Here is a 24,071-nt window from a genome sequence, read left to right on the forward strand (position 1 = left end):
AATTAAAATGTGGCTAAAGGAAAGGGGTTTTTAAATTATTGTTATAGCTATAAATTAAACTTGCTCCTCCCTTTTAAAAAGGGAGGTGGTCCCGATAACATCGGGATCGGAGGGTTACAGAAAATTAAGAAAGTTAAAAATAAAAACACCTCTTTCTCCCGATTTTTATTAAAATCGGAATTCATTCTCCTCTTAGGTTTAAGAGGAGAGTGGTACTATTTAAACGATAGGGTTAAAGGGAAGCAGCATATTGAAAGATTGTTAGAAATAAAACCAAACTTGCTCTTCCCTTTAAAAAGGGAGGTGGTCCCGATAACATCGGGATCGGAGGGTTACAGAAAATTAAGAAAGTTAAAAATAAAAACTCCTCTTTCTTCCGGTTTTTACTAAAACCGAAATTCATTCTCCTCTTAGGTTTAAGAGGAGAGCGGTACTATTTAACCCATGGAGGTAAAGAGAAACAATATATTGAACGGTTGTTAGAAATAAAACCGAACTTGCTCCTCCTTTAAAAAGACAGGTGGGGCTCGATGTAATTGGGATTCGGAGGGTTCTAAAACAAAACTCCTCTTTCTCCCGATTTTTATTAAAATCGGAATTCATTCTCCTCTTAGTTTTAAGAGGAGAGAAGTTATAGTTAAACAAATAGGTTAAAGGAAAGAAATATGTTAAGATAGTTAAAACACAAACCAAACTTGCTCCTCCCTTTATAAAGGGAGGTGGATCCCGAGAATCGGGATTCGGAGGGTTCATAAGTATTTAGGGCTTTTTAGTTATAAACAAAGACTAGGGAATTTATAGAATTGCTACACTTTATTCTCTGTATTGATTTTCATATCTTTAAAGTTAGAAAAAATTAGCTCCAAAGAACACTAAGGCATGAATCATAAAAAGGTTTTAAATACGTTAAAACATTCATCAAAATTTTTAATTTTTTTCTTTGTAATCACAGCTTGCAATAAAAAAGAACCTACCATGCCAGAGTTGCTTAACAAGGCAGCCAAAGAACAATTTTTTGTTCCGGAAAATATTTATGCAGCTTCTACAAAAACAGCATACTTTGATAGTATTTGTGCCATAGCTCCAGCCAATAAAAAGGATAGTTATAATATAAATAAGGCAGAATCTCTTTTGTATGAAGGGAAGACGAAAGAAGCGATTGAAATATTAGAACCTATGTGGCAAAGAAAAATGAAAGGGGTTATAAATTATAATCTGGAACCTTATGAAGAAAGAAAAATAGGTCCTTTGCTAGCTATTTCTTATTTACGATTGGGTGAACAGGAAAATTGCTTGCATCATCATGCTGTTTCTGCTTCCTGCATAGTTCCTATAAGCCCAGCCGGTTATCATCATGCACGGGAAGGCTCAAGTAAGGCTATAAAGCTCTATGAGCATTTTTTGAAGAGCAATTCGCATGATTATAATAGTCGGTGGTTATTGAATATTGCATATATGACTCTTGGCGAATATCCGGAAGGTGTTCCGGAAGAATGGGCCATCCCAGATAGTGCTTTTCAATCGGAATATCCATTAAAAAAATTCAAGGATGTAGCGCCGAAATTGGGTTTGAATGTCAATGAGTTGTCTGGTGGTAGTATAATAGATGATTTTAACAACGACAATCTATTGGATGTATTGGTTTCCAGTTGGCTTCCTACACAACATTTGAGGTATTTTATAAACAATGGTGATGGTAGCTTTACAGAAAAAACCGAAACGGCAGGGTTACTGGAATCTAAAGGTGGATTGAATATGGTACAGGCAGATTATAACAATGATGGTTATTTGGATGTATTTGTTCTTAGAGGCGCCTGGATGCCGGCTTTAGGGAAACATCCGAATTCTTTACTGAGAAATAATGGAGATAACACCTTTACAGATGTCTCTATAGAAACTGGCTTGCTTTCATTTTATCCTACGCAGACAGCGACTTGGGCAGATTTTAACAATGATGGGTGGGTAGATTTATTTATAGGAAACGAATCTGAAGATAATTATGTACATCCTTGTGAATTGTATATTAATAATACCGATGGTACTTTTTCTAATAAGGCTCTAAGTGCTGGGCTTACTGTAAGCGATGCCCAAAACCCTTATTATGTAAAAGGTGTTACGGCTGCCGATTTTAATAACGATGGTTGGACGGATATATACGTGTCCAATTTTAAGCGTACCAGTAAAAATCTGTTATTTATGAACAAGGGTACAGATGAAAAAGGAGAAATTAGTTTTAAGAATGCAGGAGATAGTCTTGGTTTGGGAGAAAAAATCTCCAGTTTTCCTACCTGGGCTTTTGACTATAATAATGATGGTTGGATGGATATTTTTGTGGCTGGCTATAAGCGAGGAGGTAGTTATGGATCGATAACATCAGATATTGTTGGTGAATATTTAGGCGAACCCCATCAGGCAGAAACCATGCGGCTTTACGAAAATAGGGATGGCGTTTTTCATGATGTGTCAAAAGAGGTTGGATTGGATAGGATTGGATATGCCATGGGAGCTAATTATGGCGATTTGGATAACGATGGTTACTTGGATATATACCTTAGTACTGGCGAAGTGAGTTTTGAATCTATTATTCCTAATAGGGTGTTTCGTAATGCACTTGGGAAAAACTTTCAGGATGTTACTACATCTGGAGGGTTCGGACATATTCAAAAAGGGCATGCTGTATCGTTTTCCGATATTGATAACGATGGTGACCAGGACATTTATGTTGTTTTGGGAGGCGCCTTTGAAGGCGATAATTTTTTTAATTCGCTGTATAAGAATCCTTATCAAAACGAAAATAACTGGGTAACTATTATTTTGGAAGGAACTAAAGCTAATCGTGCAGCTATTGGTAGTAAATTGATAGTAACCACTATAGAGGAAGGGAAGGAGCGTACTATTTACCACACTATAGGCTCTGGAGGGAGTTTTGGAAGCTCAACTTTAAGGGCGGAAATTGGTTTAGGAAAGGCTTCTGAAATTGTTCAGTTAGAAGTTATTTGGGCTGGAAGTGGAACACGACAAGTATTTAAGGAAATAAAACCGAATACATTTTATAAAATAATAGAGGGTCATCCACAGGTAGAAGAAATTGATCTATATGCTATAGATTTATAAAATGAATTTGAATAGTAATATGTCCTACACTTAACTATTATTCTGACTCAAGGTTTAGTTTGCCTTTTTACCTTTAAGCTTTTGCTTTTTAAATTTGGAATTCAGCCAAGCATCAAGCATTTCTTTTTTATACGATTCGTTATTATAATTGATATTCACACCAAAGTCAAAGCCGTTTATTAATCGGCTGTACATGATTTGGTTTAAAATAACATCACCATTAGGACCATATATTTTGAATTCATAAGAGCGAAAATCAAGCCCATTAACTTTTACAATTTTTGTCGCAGTGGAATCAACTTTAATGTTTTGATCCATGTATGTGTAATAAATCAGTTCTTTTAATGCCGCATTGGTTTCTTCCCATTCACCTTCATATTCAACTTCGAAAGGTTCTGAAGTTGATTGAAATATATTGAATTGGTCTTTTTGAAAGCCAATTAAATTTCTTACCTCAGAAGCATCCACTTCTTCGTCTAACATATCCTCCATAGCATCTAGACCCTTTTTTTGAAATGTTTCGTTTTGCTCTTTAGTTATGACTTTCCAATTATCAGGAATGGTAATAGTCCATCCTATTTCTTTACTTGAATAAACATCGTTCTTAACATGTCCTTCGTCAATTTGTTTATTTGGGTCGGTTTTTTGTTTGCAAGAAGCGATTGAGACTAAAATTCCTAAAAGTATTATAGCGTATCTAGTTTTCATGGGGTAAAATTTTGTTGTTAGTTAGATCAAAATTAGGCATAACGGTTGTTGCAAGGGTGGTTATGTGATTAGGGAACTAACTTAGTAAAAATAGAATGAACCAGAGAAAAATCTGCGAAGATTTTCATAAGTAGGCTAGTACTTTTCATAGGATACTCTGTTGTAACACGTTTTAGTTCATCTGTTTTCGAATATATGCTCTTTCTAAGTTATTCTTTGTTTGATTTAGCGCTTTTTTATAAAAAGATGCCGCAATTTCGTACTTTTCTATTGATTTATAAATTTTCCCCATTGTGCAGTTAAATAGATAATAAGAATTTAATTCTTTATTAAGATTTAACCTTTCAATTTCCTTTAATGCTTGTTCTGCTCTATGAGCATAAAACATTGCGATGCATCTGTTCAGATGAGTGTAGGCAGAAGGATTGATTTGTACTAGGCTGTCGTAAAATCTTAAAATACCTAACCAATTGGTTTCATTAAAAGATTTGGATTTGCAGTGTATTGATGCAATACTGGCTTCAAGATGAAATCTTGAGGTTAAATTTTTTCTAGGTTTAGAGTTATTTAAATATTCTATTCCTAAATGAATTAACTCTTTATCCCAATTATTTCTGTTTTGGGTTTCCAAATTATTTAATTCGTTCTTCAATCGGTTTCGCTCCTCAATACGTGAAGCATTAAAAAGCATAAGTGCAAATAGTGCTTTAGTTGTATCTAGTTTTAAATCAATTTCTTTAAGCAATGATTTTGTAAGTTTCATTGCCTCTAAACAGAATTCATATTTTACGATTGAATTTCCTGCAGAAGCTTTATAACCTTCATTGAACATTAAATAGAGAATGAATTCTACAGTATGAATTTTTTCTATTGATTTTGTTGAATAAGGAATTTTAAAAACCAATTTTTCATCAGCAATTTTTTTCTTTGTTCTGTACAGATTTTTTTTGACCGATTCTTCATTCATTCCCAATCCTTTTGCAATTTCACTTCTACTAAAACCACAAATAGTTTTTAGAGCCAAAATGATTTGCGAGGTTTGTGGAATTTTGGGATGACATATGGAAAACAATAGCTGTAATTGCATATCTTCAGGCTGTTCGTATTGAAAATACTTATCCATCTTATAACCAATGTCCATGTTTTTAGATTCAAATAAAGACACATCTGTTAAAGGGGAGAGATGTGTGAATCTTTTTGATTTGATGACATTTAGGGCTTTGTTTTTACAAACCTTGTATAGCCAATTTACAGGTTCTTTAGGAATGCCATTTTTAGTCCAATTTTCAAGGGCTGCAATAAATGTATCTTGTACAATATCTTCTGAAACCTGAAGATTCGACAAATTAAAAAGGTAAGTTAATGAAGCAACCAACTTTCCAAAATGGTTTCTGTAAAGTTGATTAACTTCATTTTGTATTTGAGAAGATGTATTCAAGATTACATCCCCATTATCGGACGAACCTCAATTGCTCCTCCAGATTTAATGACAGGGCATTTCCCTCCAAAACTAACAGCATCTTCTATCGTTTTAGCTTGAATAAGAACATAACCGCTTATTGCTTCTTTAGATTCTATAAATGGACCGTCTGATTTGATGCCATGGGTAGTAATATACTTTCCGTTAGGTTCAATAGGATCAGACCCAATATAATTTCCTGTTTTAGCATAATCCTCAATCCAAGCCATATACTCTTTGAGAGATTCTTGTTGTTGCTCTGGTGTTTTGTTGATAACATTTTGCATATCATCTTTAATAAAAATCATAAATTTTTTCATTATCTAAATTTTTAATTAATTATTGAATTCATAGTATAGACAACTCACCTTTTTTTTAGGGGACAGTTTAAATATTGTCAACGTTTTTTATTCGATTATTTGTCCGATTAAATCTGTCTGAATTTAATTAGTCTATAAACCTTAAAATTTAACACTTTCACCTACTATTACTTATACAAAATGTTGACAATAGTTATTTGTCTAGGTTCATTGTCCAATCATTTATCTCATCAATAAAGGCCTCAGCATGTTTAATAATTAATTTTTCATTTATTTCATCAGGCAAATAATCCCCAATAATTTTAGGTTCTATTTCATTTCTAATATTTTCTTCAATTGTAGGATAAGCAATCATCACTATAATCTTTCCGTTAGCTAATTGTGCGTAATTTAAATAGCCAGGTTTCCTGATAATAAACTTGTTTTTAATTGCAAATCCTGCCATTTCATTTCCCATTTCCCAATAAACAGATTCCAAATTCTTAATGTGTTCATTTTTACCAACAAACCATACTAATTTGGGAAAACAATCATTTATTTCGGTTAACTTGGAATGAATAAATTCTTTCGTTTCCGTATTCCACTTAGTTCTTCTATTATTAAGTTCATCGAAGTTCTCAAAATATTTCGACACTTTATTCCTCAGATTCTGTATTTTGTCTTTCATTATTTTCAATTTTAAAAATCCTTAATGTTTTTTATCTTTTGTTAGTATAATGATTCCGTTTTCGATAATTCCTATAGCGATTGAAGGGATATTATATTCCGATTACCATGTCTTTATTTTTTCATCTATACTGATTAGAAAATTAGCCTAATAATTGGTGGTTTAACTATAAGCTATTGAAGTCGTAAATAGAAATAGATAAAGTGCGTTTTTGAGCATAATTTTCTTGTTGTTTTAATTAGACATACTTTATCAATATGATGTTACAATTTTATATTGCTATTTATTTAAGATAACGTTTATTTTTTGTTATCGAGATCTTGTTTATATTTTATGATTTCATTTTCTATTGCAATTCTGATTTTATCTCCGGTAGTTCTTTGAGATTCAGCGGAGCGATCATTTAAAATAATTTCCATATCCCCTATATAATTGCTCCCTACAACTTTGGGATCCTCCTTTTTATTGCGCTCCTTTAGGGGTATGATGATATACAAATCTCGTAAGACATAACTATCCTTATGATCTAGAGAACGCGAATTCATGTGATTTGATTGGTTTAATTTGATGAAAGTGGAAGTAATAATGATACTTTGTCTGGCATCACGATCATTCCCTATTGATCTAATTCTATCTGCTATTTGTAAATATTCGATTTGTTTTGTGCTTAATTCGAATGTGTTTTTCGGATTACTGGCCCATTCAAAAGTTCCAACCATTGGATCTGCATCTGCTTCCAGCCGCGTGAATATTTTTTTGTCCGCACAATAAAAATTATAACGAATTAATTTTTCAGGAAATTGAATTCCATATTCTACTTGTAAGAACATTTTTTGCGTAGAATCTCTTAATTCTAATTTAATTGTATCACTATATTGTTCCAAAATAGACTCGTATACATTTCCGGTTGATTCTTCTATGTCTTATCTTAGGTCTTCTAGGTATCTTCCATTGGATTTTTTCGTTCTGTTTAATGTCACACAACGTTTGTGTATAAGGGTAGTTGCCTTGTTAGTAACAGGGGGGATTTTTATTTACCTCTCCAGTCTTTTATCTATATTTCATTCAATCAGCTTTCGAGATAAATAAATTTTTCAGAGTTCGTATTAGTTTATTTACCAAAAAGGATAAAACCAATAATACTGTTCCGATTATAATTGGCAGTATGCCTCCAAATGTAAATAACATACCGATTACAAATCCTAATAAGTATTCTGGTAAATGGACAGGTTTAAAAAAAGAAATAATAATAGGTAAAAGAATAAAATATTGCAGGATATTCTCAAGATTAAATTCCCATAGTAATGATGCTATAATTCCAAATACTAAAGCTGATAAAAAACCTTTTAGAATTTTGATTTCAGAATCTTCTATATTTGATTTCGACTTTATTTTTTTATCTCGACGTCTGTATATTAAAGATGTAATTAACCAGGATAATAGAGGAATAGTTAATAATCCCCACCAGTTGGAAATGCCTGTTAAATCTTCTCTTGCAAGCAGATGATGAGTAACCACTCCACCATTAAGGTATTCCCAAAGAATAAATACAGAGGTTAAAATAAATGCTCCTATAGTCATAAGAATTCGATTATTCATTATTGATTTTATTCTCATAGGTTTTATTGTATTTAACGAATGTAATTTATAATAAGACGAAAGCCTTAAACTTTTGTTACTGGTATTGTACTAAATTTTGATGATGACCTTTGTTGCTAACGAACTTGTATAAGCTTAGTTACGTTGTTTAAGCACTTAATTTAGCAAACAAAAACTGAATAGAAAATCTGCGAGAATTCTCGTAAATAGGATAGGGTTAGCAATTAATTTTATATGGTGTTACCTACTGGCTATCCTTTCGTTAGTCTTTAATTTTTCTGAAATTCTATCGTTGAATATTCAGGAATCTGATTAGTCCAATTGATTGATATATAATAACTTTTATATCAAATTATTAGGTGGCACTAGATAAATGTCGTATGTTCGCACCACAATAAAAAATACCTATAGAGTTTTAAGGTAGTATATAGTACAATTAGTTTTTAAGAGTTTTACTCTTCTTTCCAATTTTATTTTTACAATTACTTTTTCAATAGTGTTTTAAGTTAATAGATTGTTTTTACAATTTCATTATTATTTTTAGTATGCTTTTCTTAATTAGGATATTTTTTATTGTGAAAAAATAATTATTAATTTAAAATTAAGTAAAGATGCAAGAAGGCACAGTAAAATTTTTCAACAATTCAAAAGGATTCGGATTTATTAAATCATCAGAAACAGGAGAAGATATTTTCGTACATAATTCTGGTTTAACAGATGATATTAGAGAAGATGACAAAGTACAGTATGATACTGAACAAGGAAAAAAAGGATTAAATGCTATTAACGTTAGGGTTATACATTAAGCACCTAAATAATGTGTGTCATATAAAGAGATACGTTATATAAATATTAAAGACCGTTTTTTATAACGGTCTTTTTTTATGATTTAAAATCATTTTTTAATAAATCAGATTGATAAATTCGAATTAATTTTTCTTCATTTAGGTCAATTGTAATTCTATACTTTCGTGTTCTTTAATTATTTCAATTATTGTGTCGAAATATTTAAGTTCAGATTTACTTTTTTCACTTTGATGCCATTTTAAAATATATTTTTCATCAACATCGTGAACTCCGAATCCTCCGTAAAGAATATCATTAAATGCATCAAGATTTCGTCCAATTTTCCAATTCAGTTCTAACTAAAGTCATTTTCGATTCTATTTCTCGATAAAAACCTTTCATATTTGAAAATTTATTTCCGTTTATCTCGATTATTCGCATTCTGATTAATTAAGCACAACAATTGTGTATGCGTACCGCTAAATATATACCCATTATACGTTTACCTACAAATTTAAAGTATTTTTAATAAGCTTAAAATTATTTAAGGAGTAGATTATAAATATAAAAAAGGGACTGAATTAGTTGTTTTTTAACTTAAAATTCAGCCCCAATTATGAAATGTTTTTGAAGTAAAACTATTTATTTTCAATCCAAAGTCGCGCATTTACGAAAGCTTCTAACCAAGGCGATACTTCATCTTTACGTCCATCTGGATAATTTGCCCAGTTCCATTGGAACGTAGAACGTTCGATATGTGGCATGGTTACTAAATGACGACCTGTTTTATCGCACATCATGGCTGTATTGAATTTAGAACCATTTGGATTATGCGGATATTCAGCATAACCATATTTCGCAACGATATGGTATTGATCTTCTGTATAGGGGAGATCAAATTTACCTTCACCATGAGAAATCCAGACACCTAGTGTACTACCTGCAAGAGTAGAAAGCATCACAGAATTATTTTCTTGAATTTTTACAGAGGTAAAAGAACTCTCGTGTTTGTGCGAATCGTTATGGAGCATTTTACCATGGATTTCATGATCGGGGTTTATTTCCTCAAGTTCCATGAATAATTGACATCCATTACAAATACCAACGGTTAATGTATCGTCTCTATCGAAGAAATTTTGAATGGCTTTGTTTGCCTTTTCGTTATATTTAATAGCACCAGCCCAACCTTTTGCAGATCCTAATACATCGGAGTTACTAAAACCTCCAACTGCACCTAAAAACTGAATGTCTTCTAAGGTTTCACGACCAGAGATTAAATCGGTCATATGTACATCTTTTACATCAAACCCTGCTAAGTACATGGCATTTGCCATTTCACGTTCTGAGTTACTACCTTTTTCACGAAGGATGGCTGCTTTTGGACGTTTTGTTTCCGCAAGCGAAGTGTCAATAGGTCTCGACTGCGTTCGATCTGACATATCAGCCAACTTTCCTGTAAAGTGCTTAGGAAACGTGTATTGTAAAGGCTGATTTTTGTAGTTGTTATATCTATCTTCAGCTAAATTATTAGCGGTTTGCTTTTGATCTAGTAAGAAAGAGGTTTTATACCAAACGTCTCTTAATCTTGAAACGGTCATTGTGAATACATCTGCACCGTTAATAACACTTAAAGTATCACTTTCTGTAACTTTTCCGATGTTATGGAATTCAATATTGGCGGCGTTTAAAACAGATTCGATTGAATTGTCTTTAGCCTGAATGACTATACCCGAATTTTCAGCAAATAATATTTTGAATGAATCCTTTTCGTTTAAACTAGAAAGATCTAATTCGGCACCAAGATTTACATCAGCAAAACATAACTCTAAAAGCGTCGTAATCAATCCACCAGAAGCCACATCATGTCCCGCAACGATTTTCTCGTCTCTAATTAAATCTTGAATGGTATTGAATACATTTTTAACATATCCGGCATCTTTTACGTTAGGGGTTTCATTACCAATTTTATTTACAATTTGAGCAAACGAACTTCCTCCTAATTTAAAATTGTCTTGTGATAAGTTAATATAGTAAATGTCTCCACCATTTTTATTGAAAACAGGCTCTACGATTTTAGAGATATCGTTACAATTTGCGGCTGCAGAAATAATAACAGTACCCGGAGAAATAACATCTTCATTAGGGTATTTTTGTTTCATCGATAAAGAATCTTTTCCTGTTGGCACATTGATACCCAAATCGATAGCAAATTCTGAAATGGCTTGTACTGCTTCATATAAACGAGCATCTTCACCTTCATTTTTACATGGCCACATCCAGTTAGCTGATAATGAAACGGATTGTAATCCGTCTTTTAAAGGCGCCCAAATAATATTGGTTAAGGATTCGGTAATGGAATTTCTACTTCCTGCAACCGGATTAATTAAGCCAGAAACAGGGGAGTGCCCAATAGATGTTGCAATACCTTCTTTTCCTTTATAATCTAAAGCCATGACACCAACATTGTTTAAAGGCAACTGCAATGGTCCTGCACATTGTTGCTTGGCAACTTTTCCACCAACACAACGGTCTACTTTATTTGTTAACCAGTCTTTACAGGCAACAGCCTCTAATTGTAAAACCTGATCTAAATACTCATAAAAATTATCGGAATTATAACTTACATCACTGTATTTTCTGTTAACAGTTTTATCAGTCATGATTGTTTTTGGAGAACTTCCAAACATATCTTCCATGGCTAAATCCATAGGCTTGTTGCCTTTGGTTTTAGATTGAAATGTAAATCTATCATCACCAGTTACATCACCAACGGTATACATTGGAGAACGTTCTCTATCTGCAATTTTATGAAGCGTTTCTATATGTTGTTCTCCAATAACTAATCCCATACGTTCCTGAGATTCGTTACCAATAATTTCTTTATCCGAAAGGGTAGGGTCTCCAACAGGTAAGGCATCCAAATCTATTTTACCTCCAGTATCCTCAACAAGTTCAGATAGGCAATTTAAATGACCACCGGCACCATGATCGTGAATGGAAACAATAAAGTTTTCTTCACTTTCCACCATACCACGAACGGCATTGGCTGCTCGCTTTTGCATTTCTGGATTAGAACGTTGTACAGCATTTAATTCGATACCCGAAGCAAATTCACCAGTATCGGCACTGGAAACAGCAGCACCACCCATACCAATTCGGTAGTTTTCACCACCAAGAATAACTATTTTATCACCAGTTTTAGGTGTGTCTTTTAAAGCTTGTTCTGTTTTTCCATACCCGATACCCCCAGCTTGCATGATTACTTTGTCGAAACCGAGTTTTCTAGGGGTATTATCTTGGTCACTTCGATTACGCTCAGTGTCCGTATTTTCAGAATCATGTTGGCTGAGCGTAGCCGAAGCCAAATCATTAGATTCATCATGCTCAAAGGTTAAAACGGAACCACAAATAAGTGGTTGTCCAAATTTGTTTCCAAAATCAGATGCTCCGTTAGAAGCTTTTATTAAAATATCCATAGGCGTTTGGTATAACCAATCGCGTTCTTCAACAGCTTTTTCCCATGGTCTGTTTTCTTCTAACCGCGAATACGAGGTCATATAAACCGCAGTTCCCGCTAAAGGAATAGATCCTTTTCCACCAGCTAATCTATCACGAATCTCACCTCCAGAACCCGTAGCAGCACCATTGAAAGGCTCTACTGTGGTAGGGAAGTTATGAGTTTCCGCTTTAAGCGAAATCACAGAATCGAAATCTTCGGTAGTATAATAATCTGGAACATCGGCACGTTTAGGTGCGAATTGTTCTACTTTTGGTCCTTTTATAAAAGCGACATTGTCTTTGTAGGCAGAAACTATATCGTTTGGATGTTGTTTTGATGTTTCTTTAATTAACTTGAAAAGTGATGTTGACTTTTCCTCACCATCAATTATAAAAGTTCCATTGAAAATTTTATGGCGACAGTGTTCTGAATTTACTTGAGAGAAACCAAATACCTCAGAGTCTGTAAGAGGACGTCCAATTTTTTTTGAAACGTCTTCTAAATATGCCACTTCTTCATCACTTAGAGATAACCCTTCCTGTTTGTTGTAAGCAGCAATATCTTCAATATCAAGAATTGGTTCCGGTTGAATATCTATGGTGAAAGCATTTTGATCTAATCCATTAAATTTCTCCGAAATCATAGGATCATAATCTTTAAAATCTTCTGTAACTGTTTCAAATTCCTCGATTCTAATGATGTTGGAAATTCCCATATTTTGAGTGATTTCTACAGCATTTGTACTCCATGGTGTTATCATAGCGGCTCGCGGACCAACAAAAAAAGCATCAAGAGATGCTTGTTCTATTTTTGGCTGGTTGCCAAATAACCACACTAATTTTGAAGTGGTTTCGGTTGATAATTCTTTTGTTGTTTGAACGGCAAATACTTTACCGGTTACGTTTCCAAAGAAATGAATCATTATGTCTTGATTTGTGTGTATTTAAAGAAAGTGCAAATTTACTTCTTTTTAGTTGAATTTCTTGTAAAAATGTGAAAGGGAAAACGAGAGTTATTCACGAGGTTTTAAACATAGGAAATTACCTTATTTTATTTTGAAATAGCCTTTTTAGTAATTACTCGATTGTCCTTATCTCTAATTATCAAATAAAACATTCCTTTTTGATTTATAGTTAAATTTAATTTATGTACTATTTTTTCTGTTTTGATCAACTTGCCTAGTACATTATAAACAGATACGGTAGCTGTACCATTATATTCAACATAGAGTGCTTTATTGAATGGATTTGGATATATTTTAACTCCATCGGATGCATCGGAATCTACTATATCTATGCCTAAAGTAGTTTTAAACAACGTAATGGTTTTAGAAACATCATTGTTGTTTACGACAATAGTTCCCGAAGCACCTTCAAAGCCTTGTGTTGAAGCTGTGTAATTATAATGTCCAGTGGAGATATTATTAATATTGATCTTGCCGTTGGCATCTGTAATATAGTCTATGCCCTCAATGGTAACTGTTGAATTACTCAATGCTTTGATGCCATCTGTGACATAGATACTTAGGTTATATTCCGTTGGTTTTAAGGCTAAAGTAATATCGTTATTTTCTGAATTTTCGTATAGGTTTACCAAATTAATAGCTTGATTAGTACTAGTGTAACCCATTTTATAAGCAGTAATGTTACCAGACCAGCCACCAGTTATGGTTGTATTGTATTCTCCATTGGCATTTGTAATTACTTGAGTTGGTAATCCTGAAATGATAACTCCAGCCAGTGGATCTCCGTGACTGTCTAATACACGACCACTTACCTTATAATCTTTCGACTTCGCTAGACGAATACCCGAAGTTTCCATGTATTGTTCGTATGCCAATCGGAATCTCTTTTTTATTCTAAAATGAGCTTCGTATACAAGTTTATAATATTCACCGCGCGTAACACGCCCAAAATAACTTGGGATAGTACAGATTGGATTATTGCTGGGACTATTTTTGTAGTAATTCACATTGTATATATCTTCACATATTTCTGCAACATTGCCCGACATATCATAGATTTCAAGTTCATTAGCAGAAAGCGAGCCAACAGGTGCTGTAGAAATAGCTCCTCTTACAGCTACATCGTCTAAATTATTGCTTCCGCTATAAGTATAACCATTGCTATGGTTGCCACCTAAAGCAGCAAATTCCCATTCAGCTTCTGATGGTAAACGATAATTGCCACCCCATTCAGCAAAATACTTTACTCCTGTATAGTACATCCAGCGTACTGGATGATTGGCATAATTTGGATCAAGTTCAAAAGACGTTCCGTTCCAAATGATTGGGGCATCGAAATTGGGTTCGTATGGGATGTTTTTTCTCTCGTTCAAATCCCTAGTCTGATCGAATACCTGACAAAGTGGTATTCCTTTAAGCGATGCTCGCTTATATTTAAAACTAAGTCTACGGTGGGTATTATTTTCTGAAAATTCAACAACTACATCATCTATTATCGAATTTAAAAAACTGACGTATTGCGTATTAGTAATCTCGTATTTGCTAATTTGATAGTCTCGAAGCGAAATTAAGTGAGCAGGGTTTTCATCAGTAACATCACTATAAAGAATAGATCCATCAATATTTTGACCTAAAGCTATTTGAGTGTGATCAGATTGCCCCATCATGAAACTACCCGATTCTACTTCAATCATGTCAATAGAAATATTAGGAGCGTTTTCCCAACAAGAGAATTGGTAAATAGCAGAAGTGTCCGTATTGCCATAACTGTCTTTAGCAACTACTTTCCAATAAATTGCCCCGTAATTATTAAAGATATGTGTAACATTTGTATTAGAAATATTGGATGCGATAAGCGTTTGTGGATTGTTGTTGGTATCTGCATATACATCATAGGTAACGGCATCGTTATCTTTATCTATAGCTGCATTCCATTTAAAATCAATTTTGAATCCTAGATTCTTAATTCCGTTAGCAGGAGTTAACAGATTACCTAATTCTGGAGTATCGTTTTGGTAATTTTCTATTCTAAACGAAGCTGTATTGGAGCTAACCCTTTCTCCTGTATACCCATCTATGGCATATATTTTCCAATAATATGTGGCATCATCATTTAATGGCATTGAAAAAGTATATGATGTATCAGTAACTATTGTAATAGGTTTAAAATTACCATTTCCTTCTTTTAGGCTAATAGCATAAGATACATCATCGCCATCTGCATCTATACTTTCTGACCACGAAATTGTTGGCTTAGTTATTAAATCTTGAGCCCCATTGACAGGTGATAATAAGGTAGGGACAGTTGGTAAAGTGTTTTCTCTTATAGTGGTAAATGAAAAAGTTTGACTGGGAAAAAAATCACCATGTTCGTTTTTGGCAATTATTTTCCAATAATATGTTGTGTTTTTAATTAATGCTGTATTAGCAAAAAGAATAGCTGTGGGATGGGGTTGCCCGTTAATATTAACAACACTTTCTGCAATAAATACATGGTCATTTATAGGACCATTAATTGATGGGTCTAAATCGCTTTTATATAGAACTGGAGTAGGCGTGGTTCCTAAATATAAATCGTAAGTAATTGCTCCGTTAGTATTATCCAAGGTACTCCATTCTAGCCTAAATTGGTCATAAGGTATATGGGTTTCTTGATTTTTCGGGATTATTAATTTAACATCTGTTGCTTTAACTGTTAATATTCCAAATAAAAAAGTAATGGTTATAAGTAGGTTGTTTTTCATTTTAGGGTTTGTAGTTAGAGTTTACTTGCTAAAGTGATACTGTATTAGTAGATATAAAAATACACATTTGGTTGCGTTAAATTTAGTACAATTTTTTAAAAAAAGAATGTGTATTTTTTGAATTAAAATGGATGGTTTTAATTCATAACATATTTGAATTATATGCTTTTCAAGAAAAGTTAAGATGATATGTCATTGTTTAGATTACTAGTTATAACCCTTAAAAACTTAACGTATATAGCCTTATTAGGTGTTTTTATTTAACTTTTGCAAAAATGATGTTGTTGCAACGTAAGGAAGTATTACGTATTATGAGCAACTATTTTTAAATAGGAAGTGATTTAATTTGACTTAATGTCTTTTTTGCTAATTCTATCTTTTCGGGGAACAATTCTTTTCCTTTAATATCTTTGGCAATACTACTTATCCTCTCTTTTGTCGTTTTAGACATAGAGAGCACTTTTGATGCTTTTAATATAGGTTTTTGTCGTTCCATAATTTATTAACTCGTTATACAAATTTAGCTTATTTTTTCTTAAAAACCAAAATGCCAATATATTCATTTTCAGGGGCGTATTCTGTTAAAGAACTTGTGTTTTCGCTAGTTAATCCAAAAAATGTATACTCTTTACTTAATTTAACTAAATTTCTGTCTAAATAGTATCTGTAGGTTTTAATTCTTCTGTTAAAATTTTTACAGACGTCATTGCAGTTCTTTTTACAATTAGTTTCACAAAGTTTTTTAAAATCGTCTTTACTATCGCTACCTTGTACCCAAATAGCGGCATCTTTGTTTTCTTTAAAGAATCTGGGAATTGTATTTAGAACAGTGCTAAACACTTTTCTCATATCGCCATTATTACTATTTGAATAATCAAAAATATTGCCATTGTCCTCATCGTAGTCTCCAAAGCCTAAATTATAGACTACTTTACCATTTTTTTTAGAAACGGGAGTATATTCGATGGCTTTAATTATCGATTTGTGCCCTTTACTTTCAAATAAGTACTGAATTTTTCTCGTTTTAGAATCTAGGAGTTCTGTTTTATAAGCAGGTATATTGTTCAATATTTGGAGGCTTTAATATTCAAAGGTAATACTTTTTTTACGTATTGCCATTCCTGCCTTTCGTCTACACTCAAGATAAACTTTGGTAGGAATCTTGTAAATTGAATTGTCATTCTGAGGAGCGCCTAAAGCGTGACGAGGGAATCTGTTGAATTATACAAAATAAATATGGTTTTATTTAACAGGTTGTCACATTCGTTCCTCTTTCATAATGACTAATAGTTTTATTGTTTAAATTAATGTTTGCCTTACTGAAACAAATTCAGCACAGGTTGCGGAAATAACAGAATTTTAAAAGTACTTTTTTAGAATAGAAACCACAGAACCATAGTAGGAGCTGCCAAATAGGTTTAAGTGCACCAAAAGATAATACAATTGATAAATGTCTATTCTATAGGAAGTATGCTCGTCTTTTTTTAGATTAGCATGATAAGCATCGTAAAATGAATTGCCAAAACCTCCAAATAGTTTAGTCATGGCAATATCGACTTCGTTGTGTCCGTAATAAACAGCAGGGTCTATGAGATAAGGCGTCCCGTCGCTTGAAATAAGATAATTACCACTCCATAAATCGCCATGTAACAAGGCTGGTTTTACATCTGCGAATAGAGGTTCTAAGGCTTCTTCTATTTTTTGTGCGGTTGGGAATTCATTATTTGAAAGTAACCCTTTTTGTTTGGCTAATTCTAGTTGTACCAGTAAACGTTCTGTAGTGTAAAACTTTACCCAAGATATATTTGTTTTGTTGCTTTGGGGTAAACTACCAATAAAATTGTTTTGATCTAAACCAAAGTACGTAGAAGTGCAATGGTGTAAATGAGCGAGTTGTTTTCCTAAATTTTCTAAATCTTCTGTTGAAGCTGCTTTGCTTTCAATGAATTCCATGAGTAGAAAAGCCGAGTTTTGAAAGGAATCACAGGCTAAAACTTCTGGTGTTTTTATGGTATTGGTTTTTCCAATTAACTGCAACCCGTAAGTTTCTGCTTGAAACATTTTTAAAGCGTTTAATGCTTTATTAAGCTTTAAAAAATAACAATTGTCAGGAGTTTCAATTTTAAAGGCTTCTGAGATATCGCCACCATGAATGACAGAAACCTTTGTAATTGATTCTTTAATAATGTTTGATAAATGTGATTTTAAATCATTGTGCATTATTCAAAATGTAAAGACTTATACTTTATTTTTTCGTTGATAATGACTTTGAACAATCTGGTTTAAAAACACTTCGGTTTTAACATGATTGAATACCATTGATTTTGGAAGGACATCAAACAAAGGAACTCCATCTCCTAATATGATTGGGATTGTTGTTAATCTCAGTTCATCAATTAAATCCTGCTTTAAAAAGTTTTGTACGGTTTTGCCACCATCAATGTACAGGTTGTTAAAGCCTTTTTTGTGGATGGCATCCAGAACATCAGTTTCTGTACCACTTAATAGTGTTACTTTGTCTTTGAGGTTTTCGGGGATATCTTTTAACGTGTAGCTTAAAACAAATACATGTTTTTTATAGGGCCAATCAATATCAAAGCTAATAACAGATTCAAACGTTGTTTTTCCCATTACAATAGCATCGATTTCATCCATTAATTCGTAATAGCCCATACCATTTTGTTCCGGATTGGGGATCATGTCCAACCAATCCAATTCGCCGTTTTTTCCAGCGATGTAATTGTCAATACTTTTACCAAGAAAGACAATGTTTTTATATGCCATATTCAGTATTAATTTTAATTAAAAAACAGGAATATAAAAATAGAAGATTCTGTAATGGTGATGGTATTATAAATATAAAAGTTATTAACCTTTTCTTTCCTAAAGAAAGGCTTTAATGAATCTAAGTCATAATTTCGGTTAACATGAAATTATGCGATTCTGAAATAAATTAAGGATGACGCTTAAAAAGTAATTAGCTTTTTCTTTCTAAAAGAGCCATATAGAAGCCATCGAATCCTGAGGTATGTGCTAATACCTTTTTATCTTTTACTAATGAAAAGTTTACTCCAGCTTCAGATTTTAAAAAAGCTTCTACTTGATTTTGATTTTCTGATGGTAACACAGAGCAGGTAGCGTAAACCAGTTTGCCCTCAGGTTTCACCATTTTGGAATATTGTTGTAATACTTCTTGTTGCGTTACTCTAATACGATCTAAAAACTCAGGTTCTAACTTCCATTTGGCATCTGGGTTTCTACGTAAAACGCCCAAGCCGGAACAAGGCGCATCAATTAAAACGCGGTCTGCTTTATTGTGCAGTTTTTTTATGGGTTTTGTAGAGTCGATTACTTTTAAATCGACGTTGTGTACACCATTACGTCTAGCCCTAACCTTTAATTTTTTGAGTTTACTTTCGTAAATATCCATGGCCACGATCTGACCTTTATTTTCCATCAAAGAAGCTATATGTAACGTTTTACCGCCAGCACCCGCACAAGTATCGATTACTTTCATTCCAGGTTTTACATCTAGAAAATCTGCTACGAGCTGCGATGAGGCATCCTGAACTTCAAAAAGGCCATTTTTAAAAGCATCGGTAACAAATACGTTGGCACGTTCGGTTAGCTTAAGTGCAGCATTATAACCTTTAATGAATTCGGTTTCGATACCTTGTTCATGCAAGATGTTTTGCAATTTTTCTTTAGTGGTTTTAAGCGTATTGGTTCTTAAAATAACCTCTGCTTGTTCGTTCTGCATGGCTATTTCTTTAGTCCATTTCGCCTCACCTAATTCTTCTAAACCTACATTATCTATCCAATCGGGAATGGATTCTCTAAATTTTCTAATTTTTGAAAGCTCATCAAAACGTCCTTTTATTTTACGGGAAGGCGTGTTTTCAAAATATTTCCAATCGGGTAACTTTATACCTTTTAATGTTGCCCAAACGGCAAACATGCGCCATAGGTTATCCCTATCAAAAGGTTGTTTTACTTCGGCAATTTCTGCATACAAACGTTTCCAACGTACAATATCGTAAGTTGTTTCGGCAACAAAAGCCCTATCTCTAGCACCCCAGCGTTTATCTCGTTTTAGTAATTGTTGAATCACTTTGTCGGCATAATTACCTTCATTAAAAATTAGGGTAAGCCCGTCTATAACAGCAAAGCAAAGATTTCTATGTAATCGCATTTTTTAATTCTTGGCGTTCAGTGTTTTGTGAGCATTGTAGCTAACCCAAAACTGAACCAATTTAGATTTATAAGGCTGCAAAGTTACGTTTTAAATGTGTATTTGTTTAACGGTTGATAAGTTAATTGGCGGAGTTTCTCTGTTTTATATAAATTTGGAAAACTTTTGGAACGTTGTACAAGTTTAATACTGGGGTTTTTTGACTGAAAACGAATTTATTAATGGACTGAGAAACCATAACGCTAATGCGTATGGTAAGTTGCTTGATGATTTTCAGGATAAGGTATTTGCTACTTGTATATCGTTTGTGCCGAACAAAGAGGATGCAGAGGATATCGCTCAGGAAGTTTTTGTTGAGGTATTTAATTCGATTTATAAATTTAAGGGAAATTCCAAACTGTCTACTTGGATTTATCGCATAGCAACAAATAAGTGTTTAGAATTTATAAGAAAGAAGAGTGCTAAAAAGCGCTTTGCTTTTTTACAGTCTATAATGGGTAACGAAATTCCTTTAGATAAAAGCAAATATTTTACAGAAATGAACCATCCCGGAATTATTATGGAAAACAAAGAAAAAAGCGAAACGTTATTTTTAGCTATAAACCAATTGTCTGAAGAGCAAAGAACCGTGTTTACGCTTAGTAAGATAGACGGTATGAGTAATAAAGAAATAGGAGAAATTATTAAAAAAAGTGTGTCTTCGGTAGAATCTTTAATGTTTAGAGCGAAGAAAAACTTACAAGGATTATTAGAGAATTTTTATAAAAATGCAAACTAACGCAAGTTTTTAAAAGTTTTTGCATCTAACAATATATAAAATGGAAACAAATAAAAACATAAAGCATAAAATAGAGGATACTTTGGAGGCCATGGATGCCATTGGAGCTGTGAAAGTATCTCCTTTTTTTAAGGATAAAACCATGCAAAGGTTGTTTGTTGAGAAAGAGGAAGAGTCATTAATTTGGTCTTGGTTTTCTCCAAAATTACAATTGGTAACTTTGGTTTGTGTTATCGTTTTAAATGCATTAGCATTTACACAGTTAAATTCTAATAAATACGAGAGTGATATTAGTGAATTTGCAGAAGTGTTTGGATTGTCTTCCGATTCGGAGGAAATATCATTATTTGATTAAATAAAGCACTATGAAAAAGAATTTACTTTTATATGTATTATTAGTGTTTTTAATACTGGTTAACGGTTTCTTCCTATTTAATTATTTAGGAAAATCTGATGAAACAGAAAACAGAAACAGACCCAAAGGACCTGCTGGTTTTATTGTTAAAGAATTAAACTTTAATGATGAGCAAATGCTACAGTTTGAAGAGCATAGTAGAGGGCATCACCATCAAATGAGACGTATTGGTGATGATATTAAGCAATTAAAAGACGCTTTGTTTAATGAAGTTTCGAGTGTTTCGTTTAATGAAAGCGACATAGATTCTATTACGACTTTAATAGGCGAAAGCGTAAAGGAAAGAGATATAGAAACTTTTTATCATTTTAGAAGTATACAGGAATTGTGTAATGATGAGCAAAAAGAAAAATTTAAAAAGATTATTAAAGATGCACTTCATAAACAAGGGCGTAAAAATATTAAACCACATTTAAGAAATAGAGAAGGCGAACATGGGCCTCCACCACATCTGCCTCCCAGGCATTGATTTTAAATAATTTATAAGGCTTTCAGATACTGAAAGTCTTTTTTTTTTGAAAAAAATAAACTTCCTGCACAAGATTTTAAAAAGAACTGCATCTAAAAGAGTAAATCTTAAATAAATCAATGAAAATTAGAAGAGCCGCCTTAGTAGTTAGTATTTCGTTTTTAGTAATTTCTTTATTGGTATTAAACCTTTTGGTTATTTATATATCTTATTAAAAAAGTTAATTTATGAAACATTCAAAAAACCTATTATTTATCCCATTATTGATCGCTATTATTTTTATAGCATGTTCCAACGGGGACGATTCTGTAACAATGGTAGAAGATGAAGAGGCTCCTGCTGATACAAATTATGATATAACCTCTATTCTTTCAAAATTTGAAGGTACAGGATTGTCTTATGCTATAAATGGAAACACGGTTACTTTTACAACACAAAATTTACCAAATCACACCAGTCCCTATTGGCCAACAAACAACCCATTGTATGAAGCTTACAACGGAACAAATTCTAATTGGAATATAAATCCAAATACGATTGCTGAGCAAAACATAGTATTTACAATTTCGCTAAACCCAGCCGAGGCGTCCAATAAGCAAGCAACAGGTTTAGGAGCTATTGGCATTTCTAGAAATGGCGTAGTATTTTATAATCAATATGCAGGTCCCGACCAGCCGTTAACGAATGAAATTGATTCATTCGATCAATGGTTAGGGCATCCACAACGAACAGGGCAATATCACTACCATATAGAACCCACTTATTTAACACAACAATTTGGTGAGGACGCCTTTTTAGGACTATTGTCTGACGGGTTTCCAGTTTATGGTCCTGTTGAAAATGGAGAAATAATAACAAATAACGATTTGGATGCTTATCATGGACATACAACGGCAACAGCAGATTTTCCTGAAGGTATTTATCATTATCATATAACAAGCCAAGACCCATATATTAATGGTAATGGCTATTATGGTACACCTGGAAATATTACGAATTAAATGATAGGTAATATAAAATATATTATCATTTTTAGTTGCATGTTGTTTGCTTGTAGTAGTATAAAATCGAAGATAATTATTGAGGCATCCAACTCTAATTTAAAACTTAATAATGGTATTTTGCTATATAAAGGTTTACCATTTACAGGGAATGTGCAAACCTATTATGTTGGCAGAAATTTAAAATCTGATATTGAATATGTAGATGGTAAAAAAGAAGGTTACGAAAAACATTGGTTTGAAAATGGTTCAAAATCAATAGAACGTTATTATACAAAAGGACTTAAATCTGGGGTTCATAAAGCTTGGTGGAATAATACCATTCTTAAATTTGAATATCATTTTAATGAAAAGGGCTATTATCATGGTATAGTTAAAGAATGGTATAAAACCAGGCGACTGTTTAAGTCTTTTAATTATGTAAATGGCAAGGAGGTTGGGCGTCAACGTCTTTGGAAAGCAGATGGTACGATTAAAGCAAATTATGAGGTCGTTAATGGCGAACGGTTTGGTTTAATTGGTTTAAAAAAGTGTTATACAGTTACAACTAACAGCGACGAAATAAAATGAAAAACGCCATTTTAATAGTATTAGCTTTTATTATAATAGCTTGTAAAAATAAGCAAGCAGATAATGAGGTCATATCGCAATTACCTTATTTTAATAGTAGCGATTTCACTCCAGAATGGGGCAAGGCCATACATAAGATTCCGGAGTTTTCGTTTACCAATCAAAAAGGGGAAACAGTTACCAATAATACCTATAAAGACAAGATTTATATTGCCGATTTCTTTTTTACCAGTTGTCCGGGTATTTGTCCAAAACTGACTAAAAATATGGGAGACCTTCAGAAAATGTACATAAACGATGAGGATATTATGTTACTATCGCATACGGTGATGCCCTGGAAAGATTCGATTCCTGTTTTAAGGAACTATGCCGACAAAAATCATGTTAATGGTACAAAATGGCATTTGGTAACGGGCGACAAAGATGCGCTTTATCATATTGCCAGGTCTGGTTATTTTGCCGATGAGGATTTTGTGAAAACACAAGATGAAAGTGATTTTATTCATACCGAGAATTTTGTTTTAGTAGATAAGCGCGGTTATATACGAGGTGTTTACAATGGTACTTTAGAAATTGACGTAAACCGTTTAAAACGACATATTGAGATTTTAAAAAAGGAAATTTTTTAACAATTATTATATTTAAAACCAAAAATATTTAGAAATTTTAAAATAAGAGTTTTAAGGGTAGTTGTATAAAATAAATGATTAAAAGTTTAATTCTAGGCGAATTTCGTACTCTTAAATGTCTTTAAAATAGGAGTTTATAAAAAATCCATATATTTAT

General features: G+C 32.9%; 23 protein-coding genes. 9 read left to right on the forward strand and 14 right to left on the reverse strand.

Annotation, left to right across the window (positions count from 1 at the left end; all coding sequences use genetic code 11):
- Positions 1–9 precede the first annotated feature (9 nt).
- Both C1H87_RS19470 and C1H87_RS19480 read left to right on the forward strand, forming a co-directional pair.
- Positions 10–390 carry a hypothetical protein gene (locus tag C1H87_RS19470; protein WP_102757421.1) on the forward strand — a complete coding sequence of 127 codons (381 nt, stop codon included), beginning with the start codon at positions 10–12 and terminating at the stop codon, positions 388–390.
- A 489-nt stretch (positions 391–879) separates the two neighbouring features.
- Positions 880–3,114, forward strand: coding sequence for a CRTAC1 family protein (locus tag C1H87_RS19480; RefSeq protein WP_102757423.1), 2,235 nt, complete (start codon positions 880–882; stop codon positions 3,112–3,114).
- 54 nt (positions 3,115–3,168) lie between these two features.
- Here C1H87_RS19480 and C1H87_RS19485 read toward each other — a convergent pair whose 3' ends face one another.
- The 6 genes from C1H87_RS19485 to C1H87_RS19510 form a co-directional block, all read right to left on the reverse strand.
- Positions 3,169–3,822, reverse strand: a complete 654-nt coding sequence (locus tag C1H87_RS19485) for a hypothetical protein (RefSeq protein WP_102757424.1) — start codon at positions 3,820–3,822, stop codon at positions 3,169–3,171.
- A 172-nt stretch (positions 3,823–3,994) separates the two neighbouring features.
- Positions 3,995–5,260: an RNA polymerase sigma factor gene (locus C1H87_RS19490; RefSeq protein WP_158655292.1), complete on the reverse strand. Its 1,266-nt coding sequence runs from the start codon at positions 5,258–5,260 to the stop codon at positions 3,995–3,997.
- A gap of 2 nt (positions 5,261–5,262) precedes the next feature.
- A complete protein-coding gene (locus C1H87_RS19495; protein ID WP_102757426.1) occupies positions 5,263–5,601 on the reverse strand; it encodes a YciI family protein in 339 nt (112 codons plus the stop codon).
- A gap of 193 nt (positions 5,602–5,794) precedes the next feature.
- Positions 5,795–6,268 (reverse strand): hypothetical protein, encoded by a 474-nt coding sequence (locus C1H87_RS19500; protein WP_102757427.1) that lies wholly within the window; start codon positions 6,266–6,268, stop codon positions 5,795–5,797.
- Positions 6,269–6,567: 299 nt separating this feature from the next.
- Entirely contained in the window at positions 6,568–7,098 is a 531-nt protein-coding gene (locus C1H87_RS19505; RefSeq protein ID WP_158655294.1) for a hypothetical protein, read from the reverse strand.
- 235 nt (positions 7,099–7,333) lie between these two features.
- On the reverse strand, positions 7,334–7,849 hold the full coding sequence (locus C1H87_RS19510) for a hypothetical protein (protein WP_158655295.1): 516 nt from the start codon (positions 7,847–7,849) through the stop codon (positions 7,334–7,336).
- A 629-nt stretch (positions 7,850–8,478) separates the two neighbouring features.
- Between C1H87_RS19510 and C1H87_RS19515 the strand changes: the two genes are divergently transcribed.
- A complete protein-coding gene (locus C1H87_RS19515) occupies positions 8,479–8,673 on the forward strand; it encodes a cold-shock protein (RefSeq protein ID WP_102757430.1) in 195 nt (64 codons plus the stop codon).
- Between the two features lie 138 nt (positions 8,674–8,811).
- Here the strand turns inward: C1H87_RS19515 and C1H87_RS23780 are convergent, their stop codons facing one another.
- The 8 genes from C1H87_RS23780 to C1H87_RS19550 form a co-directional block, all read right to left on the reverse strand.
- A complete protein-coding gene (locus tag C1H87_RS23780; RefSeq protein ID WP_199769377.1) occupies positions 8,812–9,006 on the reverse strand; it encodes a barstar family protein in 195 nt (64 codons plus the stop codon).
- 285 nt (positions 9,007–9,291) lie between these two features.
- Positions 9,292–13,074, reverse strand: a complete 3,783-nt coding sequence (purL, locus tag C1H87_RS19525; protein ID WP_102757431.1) for a phosphoribosylformylglycinamidine synthase — start codon at positions 13,072–13,074, stop codon at positions 9,292–9,294.
- 128 nt (positions 13,075–13,202) lie between these two features.
- A complete protein-coding gene (locus tag C1H87_RS19530; RefSeq protein ID WP_102757432.1) occupies positions 13,203–15,860 on the reverse strand; it encodes an SUMF1/EgtB/PvdO family nonheme iron enzyme in 2,658 nt (885 codons plus the stop codon).
- A gap of 325 nt (positions 15,861–16,185) precedes the next feature.
- Positions 16,186–16,356, reverse strand: coding sequence for a hypothetical protein (locus C1H87_RS23380; RefSeq protein ID WP_158655296.1), 171 nt, complete (start codon positions 16,354–16,356; stop codon positions 16,186–16,188).
- 29 nt (positions 16,357–16,385) lie between these two features.
- Positions 16,386–16,928, reverse strand: a complete 543-nt coding sequence (locus C1H87_RS19535; protein WP_233783209.1) for a DUF6934 family protein — start codon at positions 16,926–16,928, stop codon at positions 16,386–16,388.
- Positions 16,929–17,219: 291 nt separating this feature from the next.
- Positions 17,220–18,080 carry a fructosamine kinase family protein gene (locus C1H87_RS19540; protein WP_102757433.1) on the reverse strand — a complete coding sequence of 287 codons (861 nt, stop codon included), beginning with the start codon at positions 18,078–18,080 and terminating at the stop codon, positions 17,220–17,222.
- Between the two features lie 18 nt (positions 18,081–18,098).
- Positions 18,099–18,644 carry a dihydrofolate reductase family protein gene (locus C1H87_RS19545; protein WP_102757434.1) on the reverse strand — a complete coding sequence of 182 codons (546 nt, stop codon included), beginning with the start codon at positions 18,642–18,644 and terminating at the stop codon, positions 18,099–18,101.
- 193 nt (positions 18,645–18,837) lie between these two features.
- Entirely contained in the window at positions 18,838–20,052 is a 1,215-nt protein-coding gene (locus C1H87_RS19550) for an RsmB/NOP family class I SAM-dependent RNA methyltransferase (RefSeq protein ID WP_102757435.1), read from the reverse strand.
- 199 nt (positions 20,053–20,251) lie between these two features.
- Here C1H87_RS19550 and C1H87_RS19555 point away from each other — a divergent pair, with 199 nt between their 5' ends.
- The 6 genes from C1H87_RS19555 (at position 20,252) to C1H87_RS19580 (ending at position 23,914) form a co-directional block, all read left to right on the forward strand.
- Entirely contained in the window at positions 20,252–20,830 is a 579-nt protein-coding gene (locus C1H87_RS19555; RefSeq protein WP_102757436.1) for an RNA polymerase sigma factor, read from the forward strand.
- Positions 20,831–20,870: 40 nt separating this feature from the next.
- Positions 20,871–21,185, forward strand: coding sequence for a hypothetical protein (locus C1H87_RS19560; RefSeq protein ID WP_102757437.1), 315 nt, complete (start codon positions 20,871–20,873; stop codon positions 21,183–21,185).
- 10 nt (positions 21,186–21,195) lie between these two features.
- The gene (locus C1H87_RS19565; RefSeq protein ID WP_102757438.1) at positions 21,196–21,714 is read left to right on the forward strand and encodes a Spy/CpxP family protein refolding chaperone; all 519 of its coding nucleotides are present in this window, start codon (positions 21,196–21,198) and stop codon (positions 21,712–21,714) included.
- A gap of 227 nt (positions 21,715–21,941) precedes the next feature.
- Positions 21,942–22,715 (forward strand): YHYH protein, encoded by a 774-nt coding sequence (locus C1H87_RS19570; protein WP_102757439.1) that lies wholly within the window; start codon positions 21,942–21,944, stop codon positions 22,713–22,715.
- On the forward strand, positions 22,716–23,285 hold the full coding sequence (locus tag C1H87_RS19575) for a toxin-antitoxin system YwqK family antitoxin (RefSeq protein WP_233783211.1): 570 nt from the start codon (positions 22,716–22,718) through the stop codon (positions 23,283–23,285).
- Positions 23,282–23,914, forward strand: a complete 633-nt coding sequence (locus C1H87_RS19580) for an SCO family protein (protein ID WP_102757440.1) — start codon at positions 23,282–23,284, stop codon at positions 23,912–23,914. Before C1H87_RS19575 ends, C1H87_RS19580 begins: the two co-directional genes overlap by 4 nt.
- Positions 23,915–24,071 lie beyond the last annotated feature (157 nt).

This window comes from Flavivirga eckloniae (assembly GCF_002886045.1).
Classification (GTDB): domain Bacteria; phylum Bacteroidota; class Bacteroidia; order Flavobacteriales; family Flavobacteriaceae; genus Flavivirga; species Flavivirga eckloniae.

Bases quoted from the DNA above. Each gene is read 5' to 3' on its own strand.
- purL (WP_102757431.1), bottom strand. From the start codon at position 13,074: ATGATTCATTTCTTTGGAAACGTAACCGGTAAAGTATTTGCCGTTCAA.
- C1H87_RS19560 (WP_102757437.1), top strand. From the start codon at position 20,871: ATGGAAACAAATAAAAACATAAAGCATAAAATAGAGGATACTTTGGAG.
- C1H87_RS19510 (WP_158655295.1), bottom strand. From the start codon at position 7,849: ATGACTATAGGAGCATTTATTTTAACCTCTGTATTTATTCTTTGGGAA.
- C1H87_RS19580 (WP_102757440.1), top strand. From the start codon at position 23,282: ATGAAAAACGCCATTTTAATAGTATTAGCTTTTATTATAATAGCTTGT.
- C1H87_RS19575 (WP_233783211.1), top strand. From the start codon at position 22,716: ATGATAGGTAATATAAAATATATTATCATTTTTAGTTGCATGTTGTTT.
- C1H87_RS19480 (WP_102757423.1), top strand. From the start codon at position 880: ATGAATCATAAAAAGGTTTTAAATACGTTAAAACATTCATCAAAATTT.
- C1H87_RS19505 (WP_158655294.1), bottom strand. From the start codon at position 7,098: ATGTTCTTACAAGTAGAATATGGAATTCAATTTCCTGAAAAATTAATT.
- C1H87_RS19565 (WP_102757438.1), top strand. From the start codon at position 21,196: ATGAAAAAGAATTTACTTTTATATGTATTATTAGTGTTTTTAATACTG.
- C1H87_RS19495 (WP_102757426.1), bottom strand. From the start codon at position 5,601: ATGAAAAAATTTATGATTTTTATTAAAGATGATATGCAAAATGTTATC.
- C1H87_RS19515 (WP_102757430.1), top strand. From the start codon at position 8,479: ATGCAAGAAGGCACAGTAAAATTTTTCAACAATTCAAAAGGATTCGGA.
- C1H87_RS23380 (WP_158655296.1), bottom strand. From the start codon at position 16,356: ATGGAACGACAAAAACCTATATTAAAAGCATCAAAAGTGCTCTCTATG.
- C1H87_RS19570 (WP_102757439.1), top strand. From the start codon at position 21,942: ATGAAACATTCAAAAAACCTATTATTTATCCCATTATTGATCGCTATT.
- C1H87_RS19500 (WP_102757427.1), bottom strand. From the start codon at position 6,268: ATGAAAGACAAAATACAGAATCTGAGGAATAAAGTGTCGAAATATTTT.
- C1H87_RS19485 (WP_102757424.1), bottom strand. From the start codon at position 3,822: ATGAAAACTAGATACGCTATAATACTTTTAGGAATTTTAGTCTCAATC.
- C1H87_RS19530 (WP_102757432.1), bottom strand. From the start codon at position 15,860: ATGAAAAACAACCTACTTATAACCATTACTTTTTTATTTGGAATATTA.
- C1H87_RS19545 (WP_102757434.1), bottom strand. From the start codon at position 18,644: ATGGCATATAAAAACATTGTCTTTCTTGGTAAAAGTATTGACAATTAC.
- C1H87_RS19540 (WP_102757433.1), bottom strand. From the start codon at position 18,080: ATGCACAATGATTTAAAATCACATTTATCAAACATTATTAAAGAATCA.
- C1H87_RS19550 (WP_102757435.1), bottom strand. From the start codon at position 20,052: ATGCGATTACATAGAAATCTTTGCTTTGCTGTTATAGACGGGCTTACC.